Source organism: Mycobacterium sp. NPDC050041, assembly GCF_049541695.1.
Lineage (GTDB): Bacteria > Actinomycetota > Actinomycetes > Mycobacteriales > Mycobacteriaceae > Mycobacterium.
The window spans coordinates 201,877-220,049 of record NZ_JBMVDG010000008.1; the positions used below are offsets into that span (position 1 = coordinate 201,877).

Here is an 18,173-nt window from a genome sequence, read left to right on the forward strand (position 1 = left end):
CGGACCGGCTGTGCCGGTGGGCCGATCAGCCGCTTCTCCCGCGAACCGTCCTGTACCCGGCCGCACCGCCGTCGAATCGCGGTTGACCGGTGAAGGCGCTGCGGTAGTCGCTCGGCGTGGTCCGCAGCTGCCGGACGAAGTGGTGCCGGAAGGTGACGGCCGACTCGAAGCCCACCCGTGCGGCGATCTGCTCGATCGACAGCGACGACGACTCCAGCAGCGCCAGGCTGGCGTGGATGCGCTGCTCGATCAGCCACCTGATCGGCGTGGTGCCGGTCGCCTTGGTGAACTGCCGCAGATAGCTGCGCCGCGACATGGCCGAGCGGGCGGCCAGCTCGTCGAGGGTGATGGGTGAGTCGAGATGCTCCAGCGCCCAAGCCATTCCGGCGGCGATGCGGCCGTCGGTGGCCGGTTCCGGCACCGGCGTCTCGATGTACTGTGCCTGCCCGCCCGCGCGGTGCGGCGAGATCACCAGCCGGCGGGCCACGTCGTTGGCCACCCGTGCGCCGCGGTCGGTACGGACGATGTGCAGGCAGAGGTCGAGGCCGGCCGCGCAGCCCGCACTGGTGAGCACGTCGCCGCCGTCGACGTAGAGCGGCGCAGGGTCGACGTCGACCGCGGGATGGCGCTGCGCGAGCTGGTCGACGTAGATCCAGTGCGTGGTGGCCGAGCGGCCGTCCAGCACACCGGCCGCGGCGAGGGCGAACGCGCCCGAGCAGATCGACACCAGCCGCGCGCCGCGGGCGTGGGCCGCGCCGATCGCCTCGACGAGTTCGGGGGTCGCGGGATCGGCGACGTCGCGCACGCTCGGGATGATCACGGTGTCGGCGGCGGCCAGCTCGTCGAGCCCGTGCGGGGACCGCACCGTGGCGCCGCCCAGCATCCGGATCTCCGGTGTGGCGGTGCACAGCTTCATCGAGTACCAGGGCCGCTCGATGCCTGCGGAGAACGGCTCGGAGAGTTCGGTCATGCCGAAGATCTCTGCGGCCATGCCGGACTCGAAGCCCGACATGCCGTCGTAGGCCAGGACCGCCACCGAGTGCATGTCACTATGTTAACGAAGTGTGGCATCAGTGCCACTGTTGTCGGCATGCGCGACGGGTCACGATCGAAAGATGTTGTACAGAGCACCCTCTCGCAGAGTCCGATTCCGCGCGGTGCGGCCGCTGCTCGACTTCGTGGCCGGACTGCACGCCGCCAACGGCCTGGCCCACGGCGTCCGCCCGGCGCCCCAATCCCCCGCCCGGAACCGGACGGCGCGCTAGGGGCGGGCGCCTGCGTCGGTCTTGGCGTCGAGCAGTTCCAGCGCCCGCGAGAGCGGGTCGTCGGGCATTGGCTCGTTGTCGGAGGTGGCGATGAGCACCCCGACGATCGCGCCGGCGATCACCCGCCGCTCGAAGGCGTCCACGTCCGGCCCCATCCGAAGGGCCAGGGCGTCGGTGATCAGCCCGATGAGCCGCACGTACTCGGTGTAGACCAGGCCGCGGGCCTCGGGCACCGTGTACATCAGCCGCTGGCCTGCAATGGCGTCGTCGCGTTCGTCGGCCGTCATCGCACCGAACACCGCGTCGACGGCATACCGGTACGCGGCGACCGGCGCGAGGTCGGCCGGGGCGTCGACGAAGGCCGCGACGATGGGTGCGATCTGGTCGTCGGAGAGCAGCACCGCCTCTTTGGTGGGGAAGTACCGGAAGAAGGTGCTCGCCGAGACCTCGGCGGCGTCGGCGATCTGCTCGACGGTGGTGTTGCCGAAGCCCTGCTCCTCGATCAGCCGGAAGGCCTCCCGCCGGATGGCGGCGCGGGTCCGGATCTTCTTGCGCGCCCTCAGGCCGAGGGGCTGCTGTCGCACCGGCATGTCCCGATTGTCCCGTACCGGTGGCGCTCAGGCCGGTTCGGCGGTCCGGAACCGGTCCCGGTAGGCCTTCGGGGAGACACCGAGGGTGCCGACGAACACCCGGCGGAACGTCTCCGTGCTGCCGAACCCGCCCAGGCGCGCACTGTCGGCGACGCTGTGGCCTGCGTCGAGCGCGGCCCGGGCGATGTCGACGCGGACGCTCTCGACGTAGCGCGCGGGCGTCGTCCCCAGTTCGGCGTGGAACAGCCGGGTCAGCTGCCGCGTGCTCAACGACGCCGTGGCGGCCAACCTGCCCACGCTGTGGTCGCCGCCCGGGTCGGCCTTGATCGCGTCCGTGACCACCCGCAGCGCCGACGTCGACCCCGAGTCGGCGTCGACGAGTACCGAGAACTGCGACTGGCCGCCCGCCCGCTTGAGGTAGACCACCAGCGATCGCGCGACCTCCCGCACCAGGTCGCTGCCGTGGTCCTGCTCCACCAGCGCCAGCGCCAGGTCGATGCCCGCCGACACCCCGGCGGAGGTGTACACGTCGCCGTCCTGGACGAAGATCGCGTCGGGCTCCACGGTGACGGCGGGGTAGGCCCTGGCGAGGCGGCGGGTGTGGCGCCAGTGTGTGGTCGCGCGCCTGCCGTCGAGCACGCCTGCCCTGGCGAGGATGAACGCACCCGTGCAGATCGAGGCCAGCCGCCGCGTCCTGGCGGCCACCGCACCGACCGCGTCGACCAGCCGCGGGTCGATGGGCCGGCCGACCAGCTCGTCGCCACCGGCCACCAGCACGGTGTCGGCTCCCTTGATCGACGAGAGTTGTTCGGACACAGCGAGTCTGGTGCCGATCGAGGTGGTCACGTCGCAGCCGTCCACCGAGGCGAAGTGCAGCCGGTAGTCCGCGCCGAAGCGATTCGCCTCCGCGAACACCTCCGCGGGCCCCGCCGCGTCCAGCAGCTTGACCCCGTCGAACACCACCAGCACGACGTCGAGTTTGGCCACGCACCCAGTGTGACCCCGGTGTCCGTTTCTGTGGGGAAGACGGCAGTTGCGCCACGGCACGATGGGTTCCGCCGGGCGCAGCCTGGAGTCATGACCAATTCACTCACCGGCCCGTCGACCGTCGCGGGCATCGAGATTCCCGACACCCCGCTGGTGCGCGCCGCCACCGACGTCATCCGCGAGGCGGAGGACGACCTGCTGTTCCACCACTCCCGCCGGGTGTTCCTGTTCGGCGCCCTGCACGGCCGCCGCCGCGGCCTCGATCCCGACCTCGAACTGCTCTACGTCGGCGCGATGTTCCACGACCTCGGGCTCACCGAGCGCTATCGCACCTCCTCGCGGCTGCGCTTCGAGGTCGACGGCGCCGACGCGGCACGGGACTTCCTCTTGCAGCACGGCGTCGACGAGTCCGCCGCCCGCAAGGTGTGGCTCGGCATCGCGCTGCACACCACCCCGGGCGTCCCGGAGTTCCTCGACCCGGAGACCGCGCTGGTGATCGCCGGCGTGGAGACCGACGTGGTCGGCATCGGCCGCGACGACCTGCCCGCCGAGGCGCTGGCCGCCGTCACCGCGGCTCACCCGCGGCCCGATTTCAAGCGCCGGATCCTGCACGCGTTCACCGAGGGCATGCGGCACCGCCCCGAGACGACGTTCGGCACCATGAACGCCGACGTGCTCGCGCGCTACGACGATTCGTTCGTCCGTGACGACTTCGTCGACATCGTGCTGAACAACGGCTGGCCCGAATGACTCACCGGGCGCGCAAGGTCTCGTCGAGCACCACGGTGGCCCGGAACCCGCACAGCACCAGGATGTGCACGAGGTAGAGCCACAGGGCGAGGGCGGAGACGGCGCCGACGATCGGCAGCCCGCCGAACGGCGCCGACCACTCGATCGGGATCGCCAGGAACAGCACGAACCCCTGCAGGAACCCGGCCAGGATCGCCCCGGTGCTGAACGCGCCGATCAGCAACGCCCGCAGGCCGATCCGGCCGGGGCCGATCAGGCCGAACACCCCGACCAGCGCGGTGGACACCGTGACCCAGACGATGTGGAACGCGACCACCACACCCCACACCAGTGACCAGCCCTCGGCGGCGTACAGCGGGCCGACGTAGCGGGCCGAGGCCAGCACGGCGAGCACCAGGAACGGCGCGACCGCCGCGACCGCGAGCAGGCCCGCCCGGCCGCGCCAGCCCGTCAGCGTGTCCCGTGCGGCCGACATCTGCACGAACGCCCGGCGCAGCCCCTCGCCGTAGAGGCTGGCGGGGAACAGCACGACCAGCGCCTGCAGCCATGACATCGAGAGCGCGACGGACGTCAGCGTGCGCAGCGCCTCCGGCGTCCCGTGCCCGCCGGGCAGCCCGCCGATGGCGTCTTCCATCGCCGCGGTGACGGTGTCGTGGCCGACGAGCCCGCCGACCGCCCACAGCGACGCCAGCGCCAGCGGGACGAGTCCGATCACCCCGAAGTAGGTGGCGCCGGCCGCCCACAGGGCGAGGTCGCTGCCCGGGAACGTCGTGCGCACCCCCGACCCGAAGTCGCGCAGCCGGCTCATCGCGCGCCCTGGCAGGCTGGCGTCATGAGGCCGCAGGACCCCGCCGACGACGAGGGCTGGTCGGCGCGCCACGACGGGGTGCGGCCGTCGCCGGTGGTGCGCGGCTGGTTGCGGATGGTCCGCGCGCTGGCCGCCGGCCCGGTGCTCCGCATCCCGCCCGATGTGCTGTCGGTGATCGGGGTGCTCGCGCTCGGCGCTGCGCTGGCGGCTGTCGCGGGCCCCGGCCGGCCCGCCCTGGCCGTGCCGCTGATCGCGGCCGCGGGGGTGCTCGACGGGCTCGACGGCGCGGTCGCGCTGCGCACCGGCCGGGCCCGCCCGCTCGGCGCGGTGATCGACGCGATGGCCGACCGCCTCGGCGATCTGTTGCTCGGCGGCGTGCTGCTGGCGCTCGGCGCCCCGCCGGCGTGGGTGGCGGCGGCACTGGCGCTGGTGTTCCTCCTCGAATACCTGCGGGCGCGCGCGCAGGCCGTCGGCATGCCCGGCGTCGGGACCGTCACCGTCGCCGAACGGCCGACCCGGCTGATCGTGGTCGGGCTGGCGGCGGCGGGCGCCGCCGCGTTCCCCGCAGGCGTACCGCCGCCCGGCTGGGGGTGGGGCCTGCTGATGGCCGTCACGTGGACCGCCGTCGGGGTGGTCGGACTCGCCCAGCTGACGGTCGGGGTGCGGCGGTCGATGCCGCCGGAGTTCCCGCCCGCCCGATGAGGCCGGCGACGATCTCGGCCGACATCAGCACCAGGGGGATGCCGCCGCCGGGGTGCGCGGATCCGCCCACGAGGTAGAGCCCGGGCAGCGGGCTGCGGTTGGCCGGCCGCCGCAGTGCCGCCCGCGGCCCGTGCGACGCCGAGCCGTAGATCGCCCCTCCCGGTGCGCCGGTGCGGCGCTCCAGATCGGCAGGCGTCGACGCCTCGACGAACCGGATGCGGTCGCGCACGTCGGCGCCGCGATGGGCCAGCACGTCGAGCACGCGGTCGGCGTAGCGCTCGCGCAGGCCCGGCTCGTCCCAGTCGACGCCCCGGCCAGGGTCGTGGGCGGGTGCGTTGACCAGGACGAACCAGCCCTCCGAGTCGTCGTCCGGGCGCAGCGCTGGGTCGTCGGGGGCGTGCACGTACACCGTCGGGTCGGTGACCGGTTGCGGCACGCGGCCGAAGATGGCGTCGAACTCCGCGTCGTAGTCGCGCGGGAAATAGACCCGGTGCGCGGCTCCCGGTCGTCGGCCTGAAAGGCCGAGCAGCAGCACGAATCCGGCCATCGACCGGGTGTGCCGACGCACCCGCCGCCGCATGGCCGTGGCGGCGCCCGACGGCAGCAGACGGTCGTAGAGCACCGTCGCGTCGGCGTTGCTCACCACGATGTCGGCGGCCACCTCGGCCCCTGCGGCCCGCACGCCGCGGACCCGGCCGCCGGACACCAGCACCTCGTCGACCGGTGTCCCGGTGCGGATCTCGACGCCGAGGTCACCGCAGCGCGTCTCGACGGCGTCGACGATGCGGCGCAGCCCGCCGGGCACGTACCAGGCGCCGAACTCCTGCTCCACGAACGCTGTCACCCCGAGCACCGCGGGCGTGCGGCGCGGATCGGACCCGGAGTAGGTGGCATACCTGTTGAGCCACATCCGCATTCGCGGGTCGGGCAGCATGCGGCGGCCGAGGCCGTCGATCGTCCGCCACGGCGCCACCGCCCGTAGATCCGCAGGCCGTGCGCTCATCCGGGCCAGCGCCGGCACCGAGATCGGCCGGCGCAGCACCGGCTCGCCGACCAGTTCCCACAGCCGCCGCGACCGCTCGTGCAGCCGCCGCCACGACTCCCCCGCACCCTGGCCGAGGGCGCCGTCGAACGCCGCGGGCACGTCGGCCGCGGCGTGCGGCAGCGCAAGGGTGGTGCCGTCGGCGAAGGTGTACGCGCAGGCCGGGTCGACGCGGGTGAGCGGCAGGTCGGCCGGCCCGCCGGTGTCGGCGAACAGCTGCTCGAGCACGTCGGGCACGGTGAGCAGCGACGGGCCGGTGTCGAAGGTGAAGCCGTCGCGTGACACGACGCCGAGCTTGCCGCCGACGGTCGGGGCGCTCTCGAACACCGTGACGCGGTGCCCTGCCGCGGCGAGGCGGGCGGCGGCGGCCAGTCCGCCCAGACCGGCGCCGACGACGACGATGCGGCTCATACCGGTCGGCCCTTCCAGCTCAGCGATCCCGTCACCCGGCCCGCCCAGGACGACGCCAGCAACCCCAGCAGGGCGAGCACCGACAGCGGGTGGGCGAATGCGTCCACCGGTCCACCGCCCCACCGCGCCGCCAGGGCGCGTCCGGCGACCGCGGCGCCGTAGCCGAGCGCCCCGGTGCGCGACCCGGTCAGCGCGGCGGCGGCCGGCAGGACGTACACCACGGTCAGGGCGGCCGCGACGGCGACGGCTCCCGCCGGTGACCCGAACGCCGCCCACAGCGACTTGCGGTAGCCCTCGCGCAGTTCGCGTCCGGTGGCGTACATGTGGCAGGTGGCCAGCGCCGATCCGTCGGCGATGCCGGTCCGGCCGCCGGCGCAGCGCACCGCACGCGCCAAGCCGATGTCGTCGAGGACGGCGCCCGACACCGCCTGCCAGCCGCCCGCCCGCGCCAGCGCGGCGGCCTCCACCAGCAGGAACTGCCCGTTGGCCGCAACCATCGACGGCCGTGCGGACCGCTCGGCGATCCGCAGCGGCAGGGTGGTCAGCCAGGACCACGCCAGCAGCGGCTGCACCAGCCGGCCCGCCAGGCCCGCCGCGACCTGTCGCGGCCACGGGCTCACCAGGTCCAGCGGCCGCGGCCCACGCAGCAGCGCCACCGCGGCGGCGACGGCATGCGGGGCGAGCACCACGTCCGCGTCGACGTACACCAGGATCTCGCCGCGGGCCACGGCCGCCAGTTGCGCGCACGCGTGCGGTTTACCCAGGAATCCGGGCGGCGGCGCCGCGCCCGTCAGCACCCGCAACCGCGGGTCGGACCCGGCCAGCAGCCGCACCAGGTCGGCGGTGCCGTCGGTGGAGCCGTCGTCGAGTACCAGGATCTCGGCGTCGGCAAGGCCCTGCTGGGCGAGCAGCGAGCGGATCGTCGGCGAGATCCGGTGTGCCTCGTCGCGGGCGGGTACCAGCACCGACACCGGGGCGGACACCTCCGGCGGCACGTCCGGCGGGCGCCGCAGCAGCCGCCGGTTGACCAGCGCATGCGCGGTCCCCGCCGCGGCCAGCGCCGATCCGGCGGCGACGAGTGCCCGTAGAGTTTTGGGCGGGCGCGCAGCGGGCACCTGCAAACTCTACGGAACCGTCGACCAGCGGAGGTATTGCGTGGCGTTGGCCGGCCCCCTGCTCGGAGCGCGGGTGCGGATACCCGCAGACCGCCTGGTGTGGGCGCTCGTCGCCGCCGCGGTCCTCGTGCAGATCGCCTATCCGTTGACCCCCGAGATGTGGCGCACCGAGGTCACGGTCAGCAGCGTGATGGTCTTCTTCCTCGCCGCCGTCGCCGACGTCGCGCGGTTGCACGGCGCGGCCGGGGCTGCGCTGCTGATCGCGGTCGCGGGCGGCGGCGGGCTGCTGGCGGAGGCGGTCGGGGTGGCCACCGGCTGGCCGTTCGGGCCCTACGCCTACACCGGCACCCTCGGCGCCGAGGTGCTCGGTGTGCCGCTGGTGGTGCCGATGGCCTGGGTGATGATGGCCTGGCCCGCGCTGGTGGTGGCCCGCACGCTCGCGGTGCGCGGCCCCGCGGTCGTCGCCGTGGGTGCGGTGGCGCTGACGGTATGGGATGTGTTCCTCGACCCGCAGATGGTCGACGCCGGCCACTGGACCTGGTTCCGCCCGGATCCCGGGCTGCCGCTGGTCCCGGGCATACCGCTGACCAACTACGCGGGCTGGCTGCTGGTGTCGGCGCTGGTGGTGGCGGCGCTGCACGCGCTGCTGCGCCGCGAGGAACGCCCGTCGGGCCCGGCGGCGGCGCTGTACCTGTGGGTGTACTTCTCCTCGGTGCTCGCGCACGCGGTGTTCTTCGGCCTGCCGGGCTCCGCGGTCACCGGAGGGCTGCTGATGGGGGCGGTGGCAGTGCCGTTCGCCGTCACCCTGGTGCGTAACCGGAACCGCGGGGTCACTCCCGCAACCCGGTGAAGAACCGCTGCACGCTGCGGGTCAGCGAGTCGGGCACGCGGTCGGGGTCCATCAGGTCGTTCTCGGCGAGCGGCCCCGCCTCCTTGGCCACCGTCTCCTCGGTGAACACCCGCAGCGTCCTGCCGTGCCCGCGCAGCTCCTCGACCGCCTGCAGGAACGATCCGCGGCGGGTCAGCGTCCGTTCGAACTCGCCGGCCGACACCCCGAGGTGCTCGCTGATCAGCCGGTGCCGCACCGCGACGATGGTGGCGCGGACGTCGTCCTGATCGCTGCCGTCGGCCGCCTCTGTGCCGGCTTCGACGGCCACGTCGCACTCGCTGTCGAAGCCCATCGACCGGTTGTTGAGATTCGACGACCCGACGCGCAGCAGCCGGTCGTCGATCACCATCACCTTCGCGTGCACGTAGACCGGGGCGCCGCCGTCGGTCACCGGCCAGTAGACGCCTAATCGGCCGTGCTCGTCGGCCGACCAGAGCACGTGCAGCAGCCGCTGTCTGGCGCTGTCCATCGACGTCTGTTCCAGCCGGCTCTCCGAGTGCCGGGGCATCACGACGACGACGTCCGGACCGTCGGCTTCGCGCAGCCGGTCGGCGAGCGCCTCGACGAGTGTCCGGGAGGCGAGGTACTGGTTCTCCAGATAGATGGTGTGCCGGGCCTCTGCGATCGCCTCCAGGTTCAGCGCCTCCACCTCGCGCACCTCGGTCTGGTTCTCCAGCGCGGGCAGAGTGCGGGCGATCCCGACGTCGACATCGGTCAGGGTGGGGTCGAGGCTGCGCGGCCACGCCCTGTGCGCGGCGTGCACGGGTTCCAGGCGCCGTCCGGTGGCGGTGCGCCAGCGGTCCCGGGCCAGCTCGCCGAGCGCCTGCGCGGCATCGCCGTCGACCGCGACGCCGACCTCGTGGCGAGGGCCGTAGTTGCTGCCCGCCGCGCGGCGGAACCGGCTGTTGTGCTCGTGATCCGGGGTGTCCCAGCGGTCGAGGGTGAAGTCGATGCCGCCGCAGAAGGCGATCGCGTCGTCGATGACGAGGATCTTCTGGTGATGGACCGAACCGGTGGGGTGGGCACCGTCGATGGCGAACTGCAGCCGCTCGTTGCTGAACCAGTTCTTCACCACCACCGGGGTCATGCCCTGCCAGATGCCTTGCAGCGCAGGGAACATGTTGAGGTTCGACTTGAGCACGTGGACCTCGAGCTCGGGCCTGCGCCGGGAGATCCACCGCAGGAAGGCGCCGAGTTCGTTCGGCCCGGCGATCCGTTTGCCGCCACGCTCGAAGGTCATCCTGGTGTCGAAGTCCCAGCCGATCAACACGATTTGGTGCCGCGCGCGCAGCATCGCCGTCTTCGCGTGGTGGAAGTAGTCGGCGGCGTCGACGATGCAGGCGAACCGCTGCGCGCGCTCCACCCGCCAGCACGTCTCACCCGGAACGAGCACCGACATGGGGCTGTGTCTACCCGCTCTACGTCCAGGCGAACACCGGTTGCTCCAGTTCGTCGACCGGATCGTGGCGGCCTTCGAGGCCGAGCCACCGCAGTTGCAGCAGCACCGCGCCGGTCGGGGCGTGGATCAGGTCGTTGCCCAGCGGGATCTGCACGACGGGCCGCGGGCTCTCCGGGATGGTGATGAACCGCGGCGAGTCGGCGCGCTGCAGCTGGTGCAGGCCCACCCGGTACACCGCGACCACCTCGTCCGGCGCGGGGCGGGGGTCGAGCCTGCCGCCGCCCCAGACCACCACCGGGGTGATGACGTAACCGGACCGCGTCGGGTAGTCGTCGAGCAGGCCCAGCACGTTCTGCTCGGGCAGCGCCACGCCGACCTCTTCGTCGAGTTCGCGCAGCGCCGCCTCGACCACCGTCTCGCCCGGGTCCAGCCGGCCGCCGGGCAGCGCCCACTGCGCGGCATGGGTGTTGAGCCGGGACGCTCTGCGGCACAACAGGAACGCCGCACCGCCCGACACGTCGACCATGCGGCCGTCGAGCCCGGCCTCGGGCATCGGCCGCCCGGCGATCCAGTCGTCCACCGGCGCCGGGTCCACCCGGTCCTCGCCGAGGTCGGAGTCGACGAGCACCACGGCGACGGCGGCGTGCCGTTTGGTCGGGTCGGTCACGGTGCGCCGGTCGTGCCCGGCCAGGTGCGTGGTGATGCGGCTCCGCAACGCCTCGTCGTAGCTGATCTGGCTGGGGATCGTCACCGCTCGACCATAGGCGAGGGCCGGAATCAGCCCGTCGTGACGGCGAACGGCAGCCGCGCGTCACCGATCTGGATCAGTGATCCGTCGGCGGTGACCGCGGTCGCGGAGATCCCGCCCTCGCCGTCGGTCATGGACGCGTCGAGGGCGATCCGGTACCGCAGCGTGACGGCCCTGCCCTTCGGGAAGGCCCCGAGGTCGGCGAACTGCCCGAGGTGGTCCATGCCCACGCCCGCCGCCGGGTTCTGCACCGGCACCCAGGTGCCGGCCGCCGCGTCGTAGCGCTCGACGGTTCCCTTCGCGATGCCCGGGACCGGCGCGCAGCTGCAGTTGTCCAGCACCAGCCCGATACCGACCGACGCGTAGTCGACCGGGGTGTCGTTGCACAGCGTCACCTCGACATCGGTGGGCGGGGCGCCAGGTGTGACGGTGCCGGAGGCGATGCCGCTCATCGCGACCGAGAGGCGGTACTCCTTCGGGACGAATCCGTAGGGCTCGTCGTGGGGCACCGGCCAGTTCTGCGGGCTGACGGCGCAGTTCCCGGCCGGCTGCGCCGTCGGCTCAGCTGTCGGCGTGACGGTCTGTGTGACGGTCGGCGCGGCGCCCGTCGGCGCGGTGCCCGTCGGCGCGGCGACCGTGGTGGTGACGGTCACCGTGCCCGGCGCCGTGGGCGGCGTCTCCGTCGAGCATGCGGGGGTCATCGCCAGTGCGGCGAGCGTCGCGGCGAACCCGACGAACCGCGCGTGTGTGCGTGTCATGCGCCAAGTGCACACCCCCGGCTCCGATTACCGATCCCAATTGCGCGTCGGGCACGCTGGTGGGGCCATGCCACCCACGCCCCTGCTCGACGACCCAGACGACCTGTCGGCGCTGCGCGCGATGGGCGACGACGCCGACGGTCTCTTCGCGTCGTTCGCCGCGTGGGCCGAGGCGAACGGCACCGCGCTGTACCCCGCCCAGGAGGAGGCGCTGATCGAACTGGTCAGCGGCGCCAACGTGGTGCTGGCGACGCCGACCGGTTCGGGCAAGTCGCTGGTGGCCACCGGCGCGCAGTACGCGGCGCTGGCCGCGGGACGGCGCACCTACTACACCGCGCCGATCAAGGCACTGGTGAGCGAGAAGTTCTTCGCGCTGTGCGGGGTGTTCGGCGCGGTGAACGTCGGCATGCTGACCGGCGACGCGGCGGTCAACGCGGACGCGCCGATCATCGCGTGCACGGCCGAGGTGCTGGCCAACATCGCGCTGCGGGAAGGGCCGGACGCCGCGATCGGCCTGGTGGTGATGGACGAGTTCCACTTCTACGGCGACCCCGACCGGGGCTGGGCCTGGCAGGTGCCGCTGCTCGAGTTGCCGCGCGCCCAGTTCCTGTTGATGTCCGCGACGCTCGGCGACGTCACGTTCCTGCGCGACGACCTCACCCGCCGGACAGGGCGGCCGACGGCGCTGGTGGCCCACGCCGAGCGACCGGTCCCGCTGTTCTACTCCTACGCCACCACACCGATGCACGAGACCATCGGCGATCTGCTCGACACCCGGCAGGCGCCGATCTACGTCGTGCACTTCACCCAGGCCTCCGCGCTGGAACGGGCACAGGCACTGATGAGCGTCAACGTCAGCACCAAGGAGGAGAAGGCGGCGATCCGCGACCTGATCGGCGCCTTCCGGTTCTCCTCGGCGTTCGGCGCCACGCTGTCGCGGCTGGTGCGGCACGGCATCGGGGTGCACCACGCCGGGATGCTGCCCAAGTACCGGCGGCTGGTCGAGCAGCTCGCGCAGGCCGGGCTGCTGAAGGTGATCTGCGGCACCGACACGCTCGGCGTCGGCATCAACGTGCCGATCCGCACCGTGGTGTTCTCGGCGCTGTCGAAGTACGACGGTGTGCGGACCCGGCTGCTCAATGCGCGCGAGTTCCACCAGATCGCCGGGCGGGCGGGCCGCGCCGGCTACGACACCGCGGGCACCGTCGTCGTGCAGGCCCCCGAGCACGAGGTGGAGAACCTCAAACAGTTCGCCAAGGTCGCCGACGATCCGAAGAAGCGCCGTAAGTTGGTGCGCCGCAAGGTGCCCGAGGGCATGGTGCCGTGGAGCGAGAAGACCATGATGCGGCTGGTCGAGGCGGTGCCCGAGCAGCTGACGAGCAACATGCGGGTGTCGACGGCGATGATCCTCGACGTGGTCGACCGTCCCGGCGACCCGTTCGACGCGATGCGGCGGCTGCTCACCGACAACCACGAACCGCGCAAACGCCAGCTACAGCTCATCAGGGAGGCGGTCGGCATCGCCCGCTCGCTGCTGCAGGCCGGCGTCGTCGAGCGCCTCGAGGTCCCCGAACCCGACGGGCGGCGCTACCGGTTGACCGTCGACCTGCCCCGCGACTTCGCGCTGTACCAGCCGCTGTCGACGTTCGCCCTCGCCGCGATAGACGTGCTGGACACCGAATCGGAAACCTATGCGCGCGATGTGGTCTCGGTGATCGAGGCGACGCTGGAGGACCCGCGCCAGATCCTGGCCGCGCAGCTGAACAAGGCCAGGGGCGAGGCGGTGGCCGCGATGAAAGCCGAGGGCATCGAGTACGACGAGCGGATCGAACTGCTCGACGACGTCACCTACCCGCGGCCTCTGGAGGACTTGCTGCAGCACACCTACGAGGTGTACCTGCAGACGAATCCGTGGGCGGCGGACTCACCGCTGTCACCGAAGTCCGTCGTGCGGGAGATGTGGGAGCGGGGGCTGTCCTTCCGCGAGTACGTCGGCACCTACAAGCTCACCCGGTCCGAGGGCGCGGTGCTGCGCTACCTGTCCGACGCCGTCAAGGCGCTGCGGTCCGGGGTGCCTGCCGCCGCGCGCACCGAAGAGGTCACCGACATCGTCGAGTGGCTCGCCGAACTGGTGCGCCAGGTGGACTCCAGCCTGCTCGACGAGTGGGAACAGCTCACCAGTCCGGACCAGCCGCTGGACCAGCCGGTGGCGGTGCCCGTCCGGCCGCGACCGCTGACCGGCAACGAGCGGGCGTTCACCGCGATGGTCCGCAACGCGCTGTTCCGCCGGGTGGAACTGTTCGCCCGGCGCCGCTGGAATGAGCTGGGCGAGTTGGACTCCGGCGCCGGGTGGCACGCAGAACGCTGGGCCGACGCCGGGCGGGAGTACTTCGCCGAGCACGCCGACGTGGGGATCGGCGCCGACGCGCGCGGCCCGGCGCTGCTGATCATCGACCGGCAGCCGGGCGTGTGGCGGGTGCGGCAGATCCTCGACGACCCGGCGGGCGACCGCGACTGGGGCATCGACGTCGAGGTCGACCTGGAGGCGTCCGACGAGGAGGGCGTCCCGGTGATCCGGCTGGTGGACGCCGGCCGGATGGACTAGCCGTCTGAACGGACACGCCCGAACTCAGCGCGTCTCGCCGGGCATGACTCATTGGCCTCCCTACGAACGAAATTGCACACAGGGTTGTTCGCCGCGATCCACAGCCCTGCGTGCAATCTCGCGTGCAGGCACCCGACGTGTCAGTGCCTCCGGTGAGGCTCGGCAGCATGGAGGACGTCTTCGTCGGCAGCGAGGCCGTGTCCCGCGGCGCACTCACCCGCGGGCAGCTGCGGTGGCACTACCGCCCGATCCACCCGGACGTGTACATCAGCCGGGCATCGATTCCGTCGCTGGCGCAACGCACGGCCGCCGCCTGGCTCTGGTCCAAACGGCGCGGTGTCGTCGCCGGTCTCGCCGCGTCGGCGCTTCATGGAGCCCGGGTCTCCGACGACGCAGACGTCGAGCTGATCTGGCGCTGCGGTCGACCGCCCCCGGGAATCGTTGCGCGCAAAGAACGCATCGATCCGGATGAGATCACCGAGATCGGCGGCCTGCCCGTCACCACGCCTTCCCGGACGGTCCTCGATCTCGCCAGGCACGCCGGTCGAGACACCGCCGTGGTCAACATGGATGCACTCGCCCATGCGGCCGCCCTCACGCGATCAGACGTCGAGCCGTTGATCGACCGCTACCGCGGCGGTCGCGGTGTCGATCAGGCGCGCGCCGCGCTGGAACTGATGGACGGCGGGTCCGCGTCGGCCGTGCAGACCATGGTTCGGCTGAAACTCATGGCTGCCGGTCTTCCGGCTCCGAGAACGCAGATTCCGGTGACCGACGGAACGGCGCTCGCTCACGTCGCTCTGGGTTACGAGGCGCCGAAGGTCGGAGTGGTGTTCGGCGATGAGGCACCTGACGTCGTCCTCCGTTCGGGATGGACGATGGTCTCGACAACCCACGCCTTCAACATCGGCGGACTGATATGCCTCGTGCGCGCCGCGGTCATCGAAAGGGGCTACCCCCTATGGCGACTACGAGCAGAGCAGCACGCTACCGGCTGATGGTGCGCGCCGTCGTGACCGTCGAGAGCTTGTCCGGGTTGGCGATCGCGTAGAGGTGGGTGATCCTGCCGTCGACGATCTCGACGGCCAGCACGGCTTCGAGCCGGTCACCGCGGTAGACGGCGACGGCCGGTGCGCCGTTGGCCGTGACCACCGCGGTCCGCAGCGTCGCCAGCCCCCGGCGGAAGGGGCCGACGATCAGCGGGACCAACCGGTCGACGCCGGTGATCGGCCGTCGGGCCGCGCCGACCCTGCCGCCACCGTCGGCGGTCCAGGTGACGTCGGGCGCCAGCAGCCTCATCAGCTCGTCCACGTCGCCGGTGGTGGCCGCGGCGAGGAACTGCTCGGTGATCCGGGTGGTCTGCCCGGGGTCGACTGGATCGAATCGCTTGCGGCGCGCCCGCACGTGTTCGCGTGCCCGGTGGGCCATCTGGCGTACCGCGACCGCGGATTTGCCGACGGCCTCGGCGATTTCGCCGTACTCGAAGTCGAACACCTCGCGCAGCACGAACACCGCCCGCTCGTCTGGGCCGAGCGTCTCGAGCAGCACCAGCATGGCCATCGACACCGATTCGGCGAGCACCACGTCGGTCGACGCATCACGGTCGTCGAGCAGCAGCGGCTCGGGCAACCACGGGCCGACGTAGTCCTCGCGACGGCGGGCGCCGGACCGCAGCGCCTTGAGCGCCTGACGGGTGACCAGTTGCGCCAGATACGCTTTCGTGTCCCTGACCGTCGCGAGGTCGACGTCGGCCCAGCGCAGGCAACTGTCCTGCAGCACGTCGTCGGCCTCGGTCGCCGAGCCGAGCATCTGGTAGGCGATGGTGAACAGCAGCGGCCGCAGCAGGCTGAACCGCTCGGCGTGCTCGTTCACGACGGCGCCACCTCCACCGGCCGATCCGCCAGTTCGGGCCGCGTGCCGGCCTTCGGCCAGACCGTCGAGCCGGGCTTGCGTGCTTCGCGGCGCAGGCCCCACAGCGTGCCCTTGGTGACCGCCTCCTTGACCGCCCCCGCGACACGGCTGCCGATCCCGCCGCCGAGGTGGATGTTGCGCGGCGTGTCGTCGCGGCGGGTGGGCTGGAACACCGCGGCCCGCCGGCCCAGCCCGACGTTGGTCACCGTCCACATCAGGCTCAGCGTCGCCGGCCGGTCGCCGGCGACGCGGCTGAGCACGGTGTCGGCGGCGGTCGCCGCTGTCGGGCCCGCGGCGTAGCAACTCATCCGCAGCGGCCGTCCCGACGGTGCGGCCGCGTCCCCGGCCGCCAGCACCCGATCGTCGTCCACGCTGGTCAACGTCTCGTCGGTGAGTAGCCGGCCAAGGGTGTCGGTGCGCAATCCGCTGCGGGCGGCCAGGTCCGGCACTCCGAAGCCTGCCGTCCACACGGTGATCGCGCTCGGGTGCACGGTGCCGTCGGCGAAGACGACGGCGTCGGGCCGAACCTCGGTGACGACAGCCGCCTCCATCACGCGGACATTGTTGGCGGCGAACCACGCGGCCACCGACCGCCGGGCGGGTGCGGCGAACGACGGCGCCAGCCGCCCTCCGCCGACCAGTGTGACGGCGTGTCCGCTCTCGGCGAGCTCGGCGGCGGTCTCGATTCCGGTCAGTCCAGCGCCGACGACGGTGACCGGGGCGTTCGGCCCGACGGCGTCGAGGGCGGCCCGCAGTCGCGCGGCATGCTCGAATTCTGCGACGGCGTAGGCATGTTCGGCCGCGCCGGGCACGGCCGTCGGCAGCGCCGCTGTGCTGCCGACGGCGTAGATGACGTAGTCGTAGGGCAGCGCACCGCCCGATGCGAGTCGCACCACGCGGTCGGCGGTGTCGATGCGGATGGCGCCGTCGACGACCAGCCTCACCTTCTCGCCGAGCAGCGTGGCGTAGTCGGCGGTCGCCTCACCGGTGCGGGCCGCGAACTGGTGCAGCCGCAGCCGCTGGACGAACTCCGGGCGTGCATTGACGAGGGTGATGTCGAGGTTTGGGTTCTGCTGCAGACGGTTGGCGGCAAGGGTGCCTGCGTAGCCACCGCCGATGACGACGACGTGGATGCGGTTCTCGGTCATCTCGGTCTCCTGTTCCTCCGGGGGTATGTCCTCGAGATCCCGGCGGACGCCCGTTCGTGACAGGACAGAGTGAATTGTGACCTATGCCACAACACTATGTGGTGGCGGTCAGGTCCGGGATCGCTCGCGCGGCGGCCGCGGGACGAACCGGGAGACCCGCTCGACGACGCCGGCGTAATCGGGCCGGCGCGCCAGGCTGCGCTCGTCCATCATCGGGATGCTTGCGGCGAGGAACATCGCGAGAATCGCCGCGGCGCCGATGATCTGCCACCACCAGTCGCCGGGGGCGGCGGCGATGCCGAACAGCGCGAGCGACACCCAGAAGGCGAACTCGCCGAAGTAGTTCGGGTGCCGCGACCAGCTCCACAGCCCGCGGTCCATCACCTCGCCGGGCCGCCGGGCCGCGACGAACCGGTGCATCTGGGCATCGGCGGCGTACTCGAGCGCCACCGCCGCGAGGCCCACGACGAACGCCGCCCACGCCAGCCAGGTCAACCCCGGACCCGGCCGGGTCACCGCGACGTAGACGGGGACCATGCCGAGGAACACCTGGATCGTGGGGATCAGGTGGATGGCGAACAGGTCGGCGGCCCACTCCCACCGGCCTGCGCGCTCCTTGAACATCGGGTAGCGCCAATCCTCGTGGTGCAGACCGGGAAACGCGAAGACCCAGTTACCGGTCAGCCGTATCGCCCAGACCACCACCACGACCGCCACCAGGCAGCACCGCAGCGTGTCGGGCGCGGGCGCCTCGATCCACCAGTACGCGAGCAGCAGCGGCGGGATCACGCTCCAGAAGGCGTCGTAGAAGCTGGAGTTCCGGTACACCCGGCTGAATCCGAAGATCACCAGGGTGGCGAGCACGTCGGCGATGAGGGCGTCCAGCCAGAGCCGGCCGGTGCCGGGACCCCACAGCAGGTAGGCCGCTGCGACGGCGACGGCCACCACGTAGGCGACCGCGACGATCGCCAGCGACCGCCCTCTGGAGTACCGGGCTGACGTCACTGTCGACCTCCGTCGGCAAGAAAGTGTTCGCGGATCCCGC

17 protein-coding genes are annotated in these 18,173 nt (G+C 72.3%); 5 read left to right on the forward strand and 12 right to left on the reverse strand.

Translation table 11 applies throughout. From position 1 onward, the window contains the following. Nucleotides 1–25 precede the first annotated feature (25 nt). The 3 genes from ACPCHZ_RS22980 to ACPCHZ_RS22990 all read right to left on the reverse strand — a co-directional run bounded on the left by ACPCHZ_RS22980 (nt 26) and on the right by ACPCHZ_RS22990 (nt 2,842). Complete coding sequence (locus ACPCHZ_RS22980; protein ID WP_423486854.1) at nt 26–1,045, reverse strand: helix-turn-helix domain-containing protein; 1,020 nt, start codon at nt 1,043–1,045, stop codon at nt 26–28. Nucleotides 1,046–1,261: 216 nt separating this feature from the next. Continuing rightward, complete coding sequence (locus tag ACPCHZ_RS22985; protein WP_364982086.1) at nt 1,262–1,855, reverse strand: TetR family transcriptional regulator; 594 nt, start codon at nt 1,853–1,855, stop codon at nt 1,262–1,264. Nucleotides 1,856–1,882: 27 nt separating this feature from the next. Next, a complete protein-coding gene (locus ACPCHZ_RS22990) occupies nt 1,883–2,842 on the reverse strand; it encodes a GlxA family transcriptional regulator (protein WP_423486855.1) in 960 nt (319 codons plus the stop codon). A 90-nt stretch (nt 2,843–2,932) separates the two neighbouring features. On the opposite strand from ACPCHZ_RS22990, the gene ACPCHZ_RS22995 reads away from it, so the two are divergent. Beyond that, complete coding sequence (locus ACPCHZ_RS22995) at nt 2,933–3,592, forward strand: HD domain-containing protein (protein WP_423486856.1); 660 nt, start codon at nt 2,933–2,935, stop codon at nt 3,590–3,592. A gap of 1 nt (nt 3,593) precedes the next feature. Here the strand turns inward: ACPCHZ_RS22995 and ACPCHZ_RS23000 are convergent, their stop codons facing one another. Continuing rightward, the gene (locus ACPCHZ_RS23000) at nt 3,594–4,400 is read right to left on the reverse strand and encodes a YhjD/YihY/BrkB family envelope integrity protein (protein ID WP_423486857.1); all 807 of its coding nucleotides are present in this window, start codon (nt 4,398–4,400) and stop codon (nt 3,594–3,596) included. A gap of 24 nt (nt 4,401–4,424) precedes the next feature. Here ACPCHZ_RS23000 and ACPCHZ_RS23005 point away from each other — a divergent pair, with 24 nt between their 5' ends. Next, complete coding sequence (locus tag ACPCHZ_RS23005; protein ID WP_423486858.1) at nt 4,425–5,102, forward strand: CDP-alcohol phosphatidyltransferase family protein; 678 nt, start codon at nt 4,425–4,427, stop codon at nt 5,100–5,102. Here ACPCHZ_RS23005 and ACPCHZ_RS23010 read toward each other — a convergent pair. Continuing rightward, nucleotides 5,011–6,555, reverse strand: coding sequence for a phytoene desaturase family protein (locus ACPCHZ_RS23010; RefSeq protein ID WP_423486859.1), 1,545 nt, complete (start codon nt 6,553–6,555; stop codon nt 5,011–5,013). The two genes, ACPCHZ_RS23005 and ACPCHZ_RS23010, sit on opposite strands and share 92 nt — an antisense overlap. Next, nucleotides 6,552–7,670 (reverse strand): glycosyltransferase, encoded by a 1,119-nt coding sequence (locus ACPCHZ_RS23015; RefSeq protein WP_423486860.1) that lies wholly within the window; start codon nt 7,668–7,670, stop codon nt 6,552–6,554. Before ACPCHZ_RS23015 ends, ACPCHZ_RS23010 begins: the two co-directional genes overlap by 4 nt. A gap of 40 nt (nt 7,671–7,710) precedes the next feature. Here ACPCHZ_RS23015 and ACPCHZ_RS23020 point away from each other — a divergent pair, with 40 nt between their 5' ends. Then, nucleotides 7,711–8,520, forward strand: coding sequence for a carotenoid biosynthesis protein (locus ACPCHZ_RS23020; RefSeq protein ID WP_423486861.1), 810 nt, complete (start codon nt 7,711–7,713; stop codon nt 8,518–8,520). On the opposite strand, the gene ACPCHZ_RS23025 is transcribed toward ACPCHZ_RS23020, so the two are convergent. From ACPCHZ_RS23025 to ACPCHZ_RS23035, 3 genes are read right to left on the reverse strand one after another with little or no spacing between them, the layout of a single operon-like run. Then, complete coding sequence (locus ACPCHZ_RS23025) at nt 8,501–9,958, reverse strand: phospholipase D-like domain-containing protein (RefSeq protein ID WP_423486862.1); 1,458 nt, start codon at nt 9,956–9,958, stop codon at nt 8,501–8,503. The two genes, ACPCHZ_RS23020 and ACPCHZ_RS23025, sit on opposite strands and share 20 nt — an antisense overlap. Nucleotides 9,959–9,977: 19 nt before the next feature. Continuing rightward, entirely contained in the window at nt 9,978–10,703 is a 726-nt protein-coding gene (locus ACPCHZ_RS23030; protein WP_423486912.1) for an NUDIX hydrolase, read from the reverse strand. A 32-nt stretch (nt 10,704–10,735) separates the two neighbouring features. Next, complete coding sequence (locus ACPCHZ_RS23035; protein WP_423486863.1) at nt 10,736–11,464, reverse strand: hypothetical protein; 729 nt, start codon at nt 11,462–11,464, stop codon at nt 10,736–10,738. A gap of 67 nt (nt 11,465–11,531) precedes the next feature. Between ACPCHZ_RS23035 and ACPCHZ_RS23040 the strand changes: the two genes are divergently transcribed. Together ACPCHZ_RS23040 and ACPCHZ_RS23045 are read left to right on the forward strand one after the other, a co-directional pair. After that, on the forward strand, nt 11,532–14,069 hold the full coding sequence (locus ACPCHZ_RS23040) for a DEAD/DEAH box helicase (RefSeq protein WP_423486864.1): 2,538 nt from the start codon (nt 11,532–11,534) through the stop codon (nt 14,067–14,069). Nucleotides 14,070–14,236: 167 nt separating this feature from the next. Further along, nucleotides 14,237–15,067, forward strand: a complete 831-nt coding sequence (locus ACPCHZ_RS23045; RefSeq protein WP_423486865.1) for a hypothetical protein — start codon at nt 14,237–14,239, stop codon at nt 15,065–15,067. Here ACPCHZ_RS23045 and ACPCHZ_RS23050 read toward each other — a convergent pair. The 3 genes from ACPCHZ_RS23050 to ACPCHZ_RS23060 form a co-directional block, all read right to left on the reverse strand. Beyond that, nucleotides 15,057–15,941: an RNA polymerase sigma-70 factor gene (locus ACPCHZ_RS23050; protein ID WP_423486866.1), complete on the reverse strand. Its 885-nt coding sequence runs from the start codon at nt 15,939–15,941 to the stop codon at nt 15,057–15,059. The two genes, ACPCHZ_RS23045 and ACPCHZ_RS23050, sit on opposite strands and share 11 nt — an antisense overlap. Continuing rightward, nucleotides 15,938–17,128, reverse strand: coding sequence for an NAD(P)/FAD-dependent oxidoreductase (locus ACPCHZ_RS23055; protein ID WP_423486867.1), 1,191 nt, complete (start codon nt 17,126–17,128; stop codon nt 15,938–15,940). The genes ACPCHZ_RS23050 and ACPCHZ_RS23055 overlap by 4 nt, the downstream gene beginning before the upstream one ends. Nucleotides 17,129–17,236: 108 nt before the next feature. Further along, a complete protein-coding gene (locus tag ACPCHZ_RS23060) occupies nt 17,237–18,133 on the reverse strand; it encodes a DUF1295 domain-containing protein (protein WP_423486868.1) in 897 nt (298 codons plus the stop codon). Nucleotides 18,134–18,173: the final 40 nt, after the last annotated feature.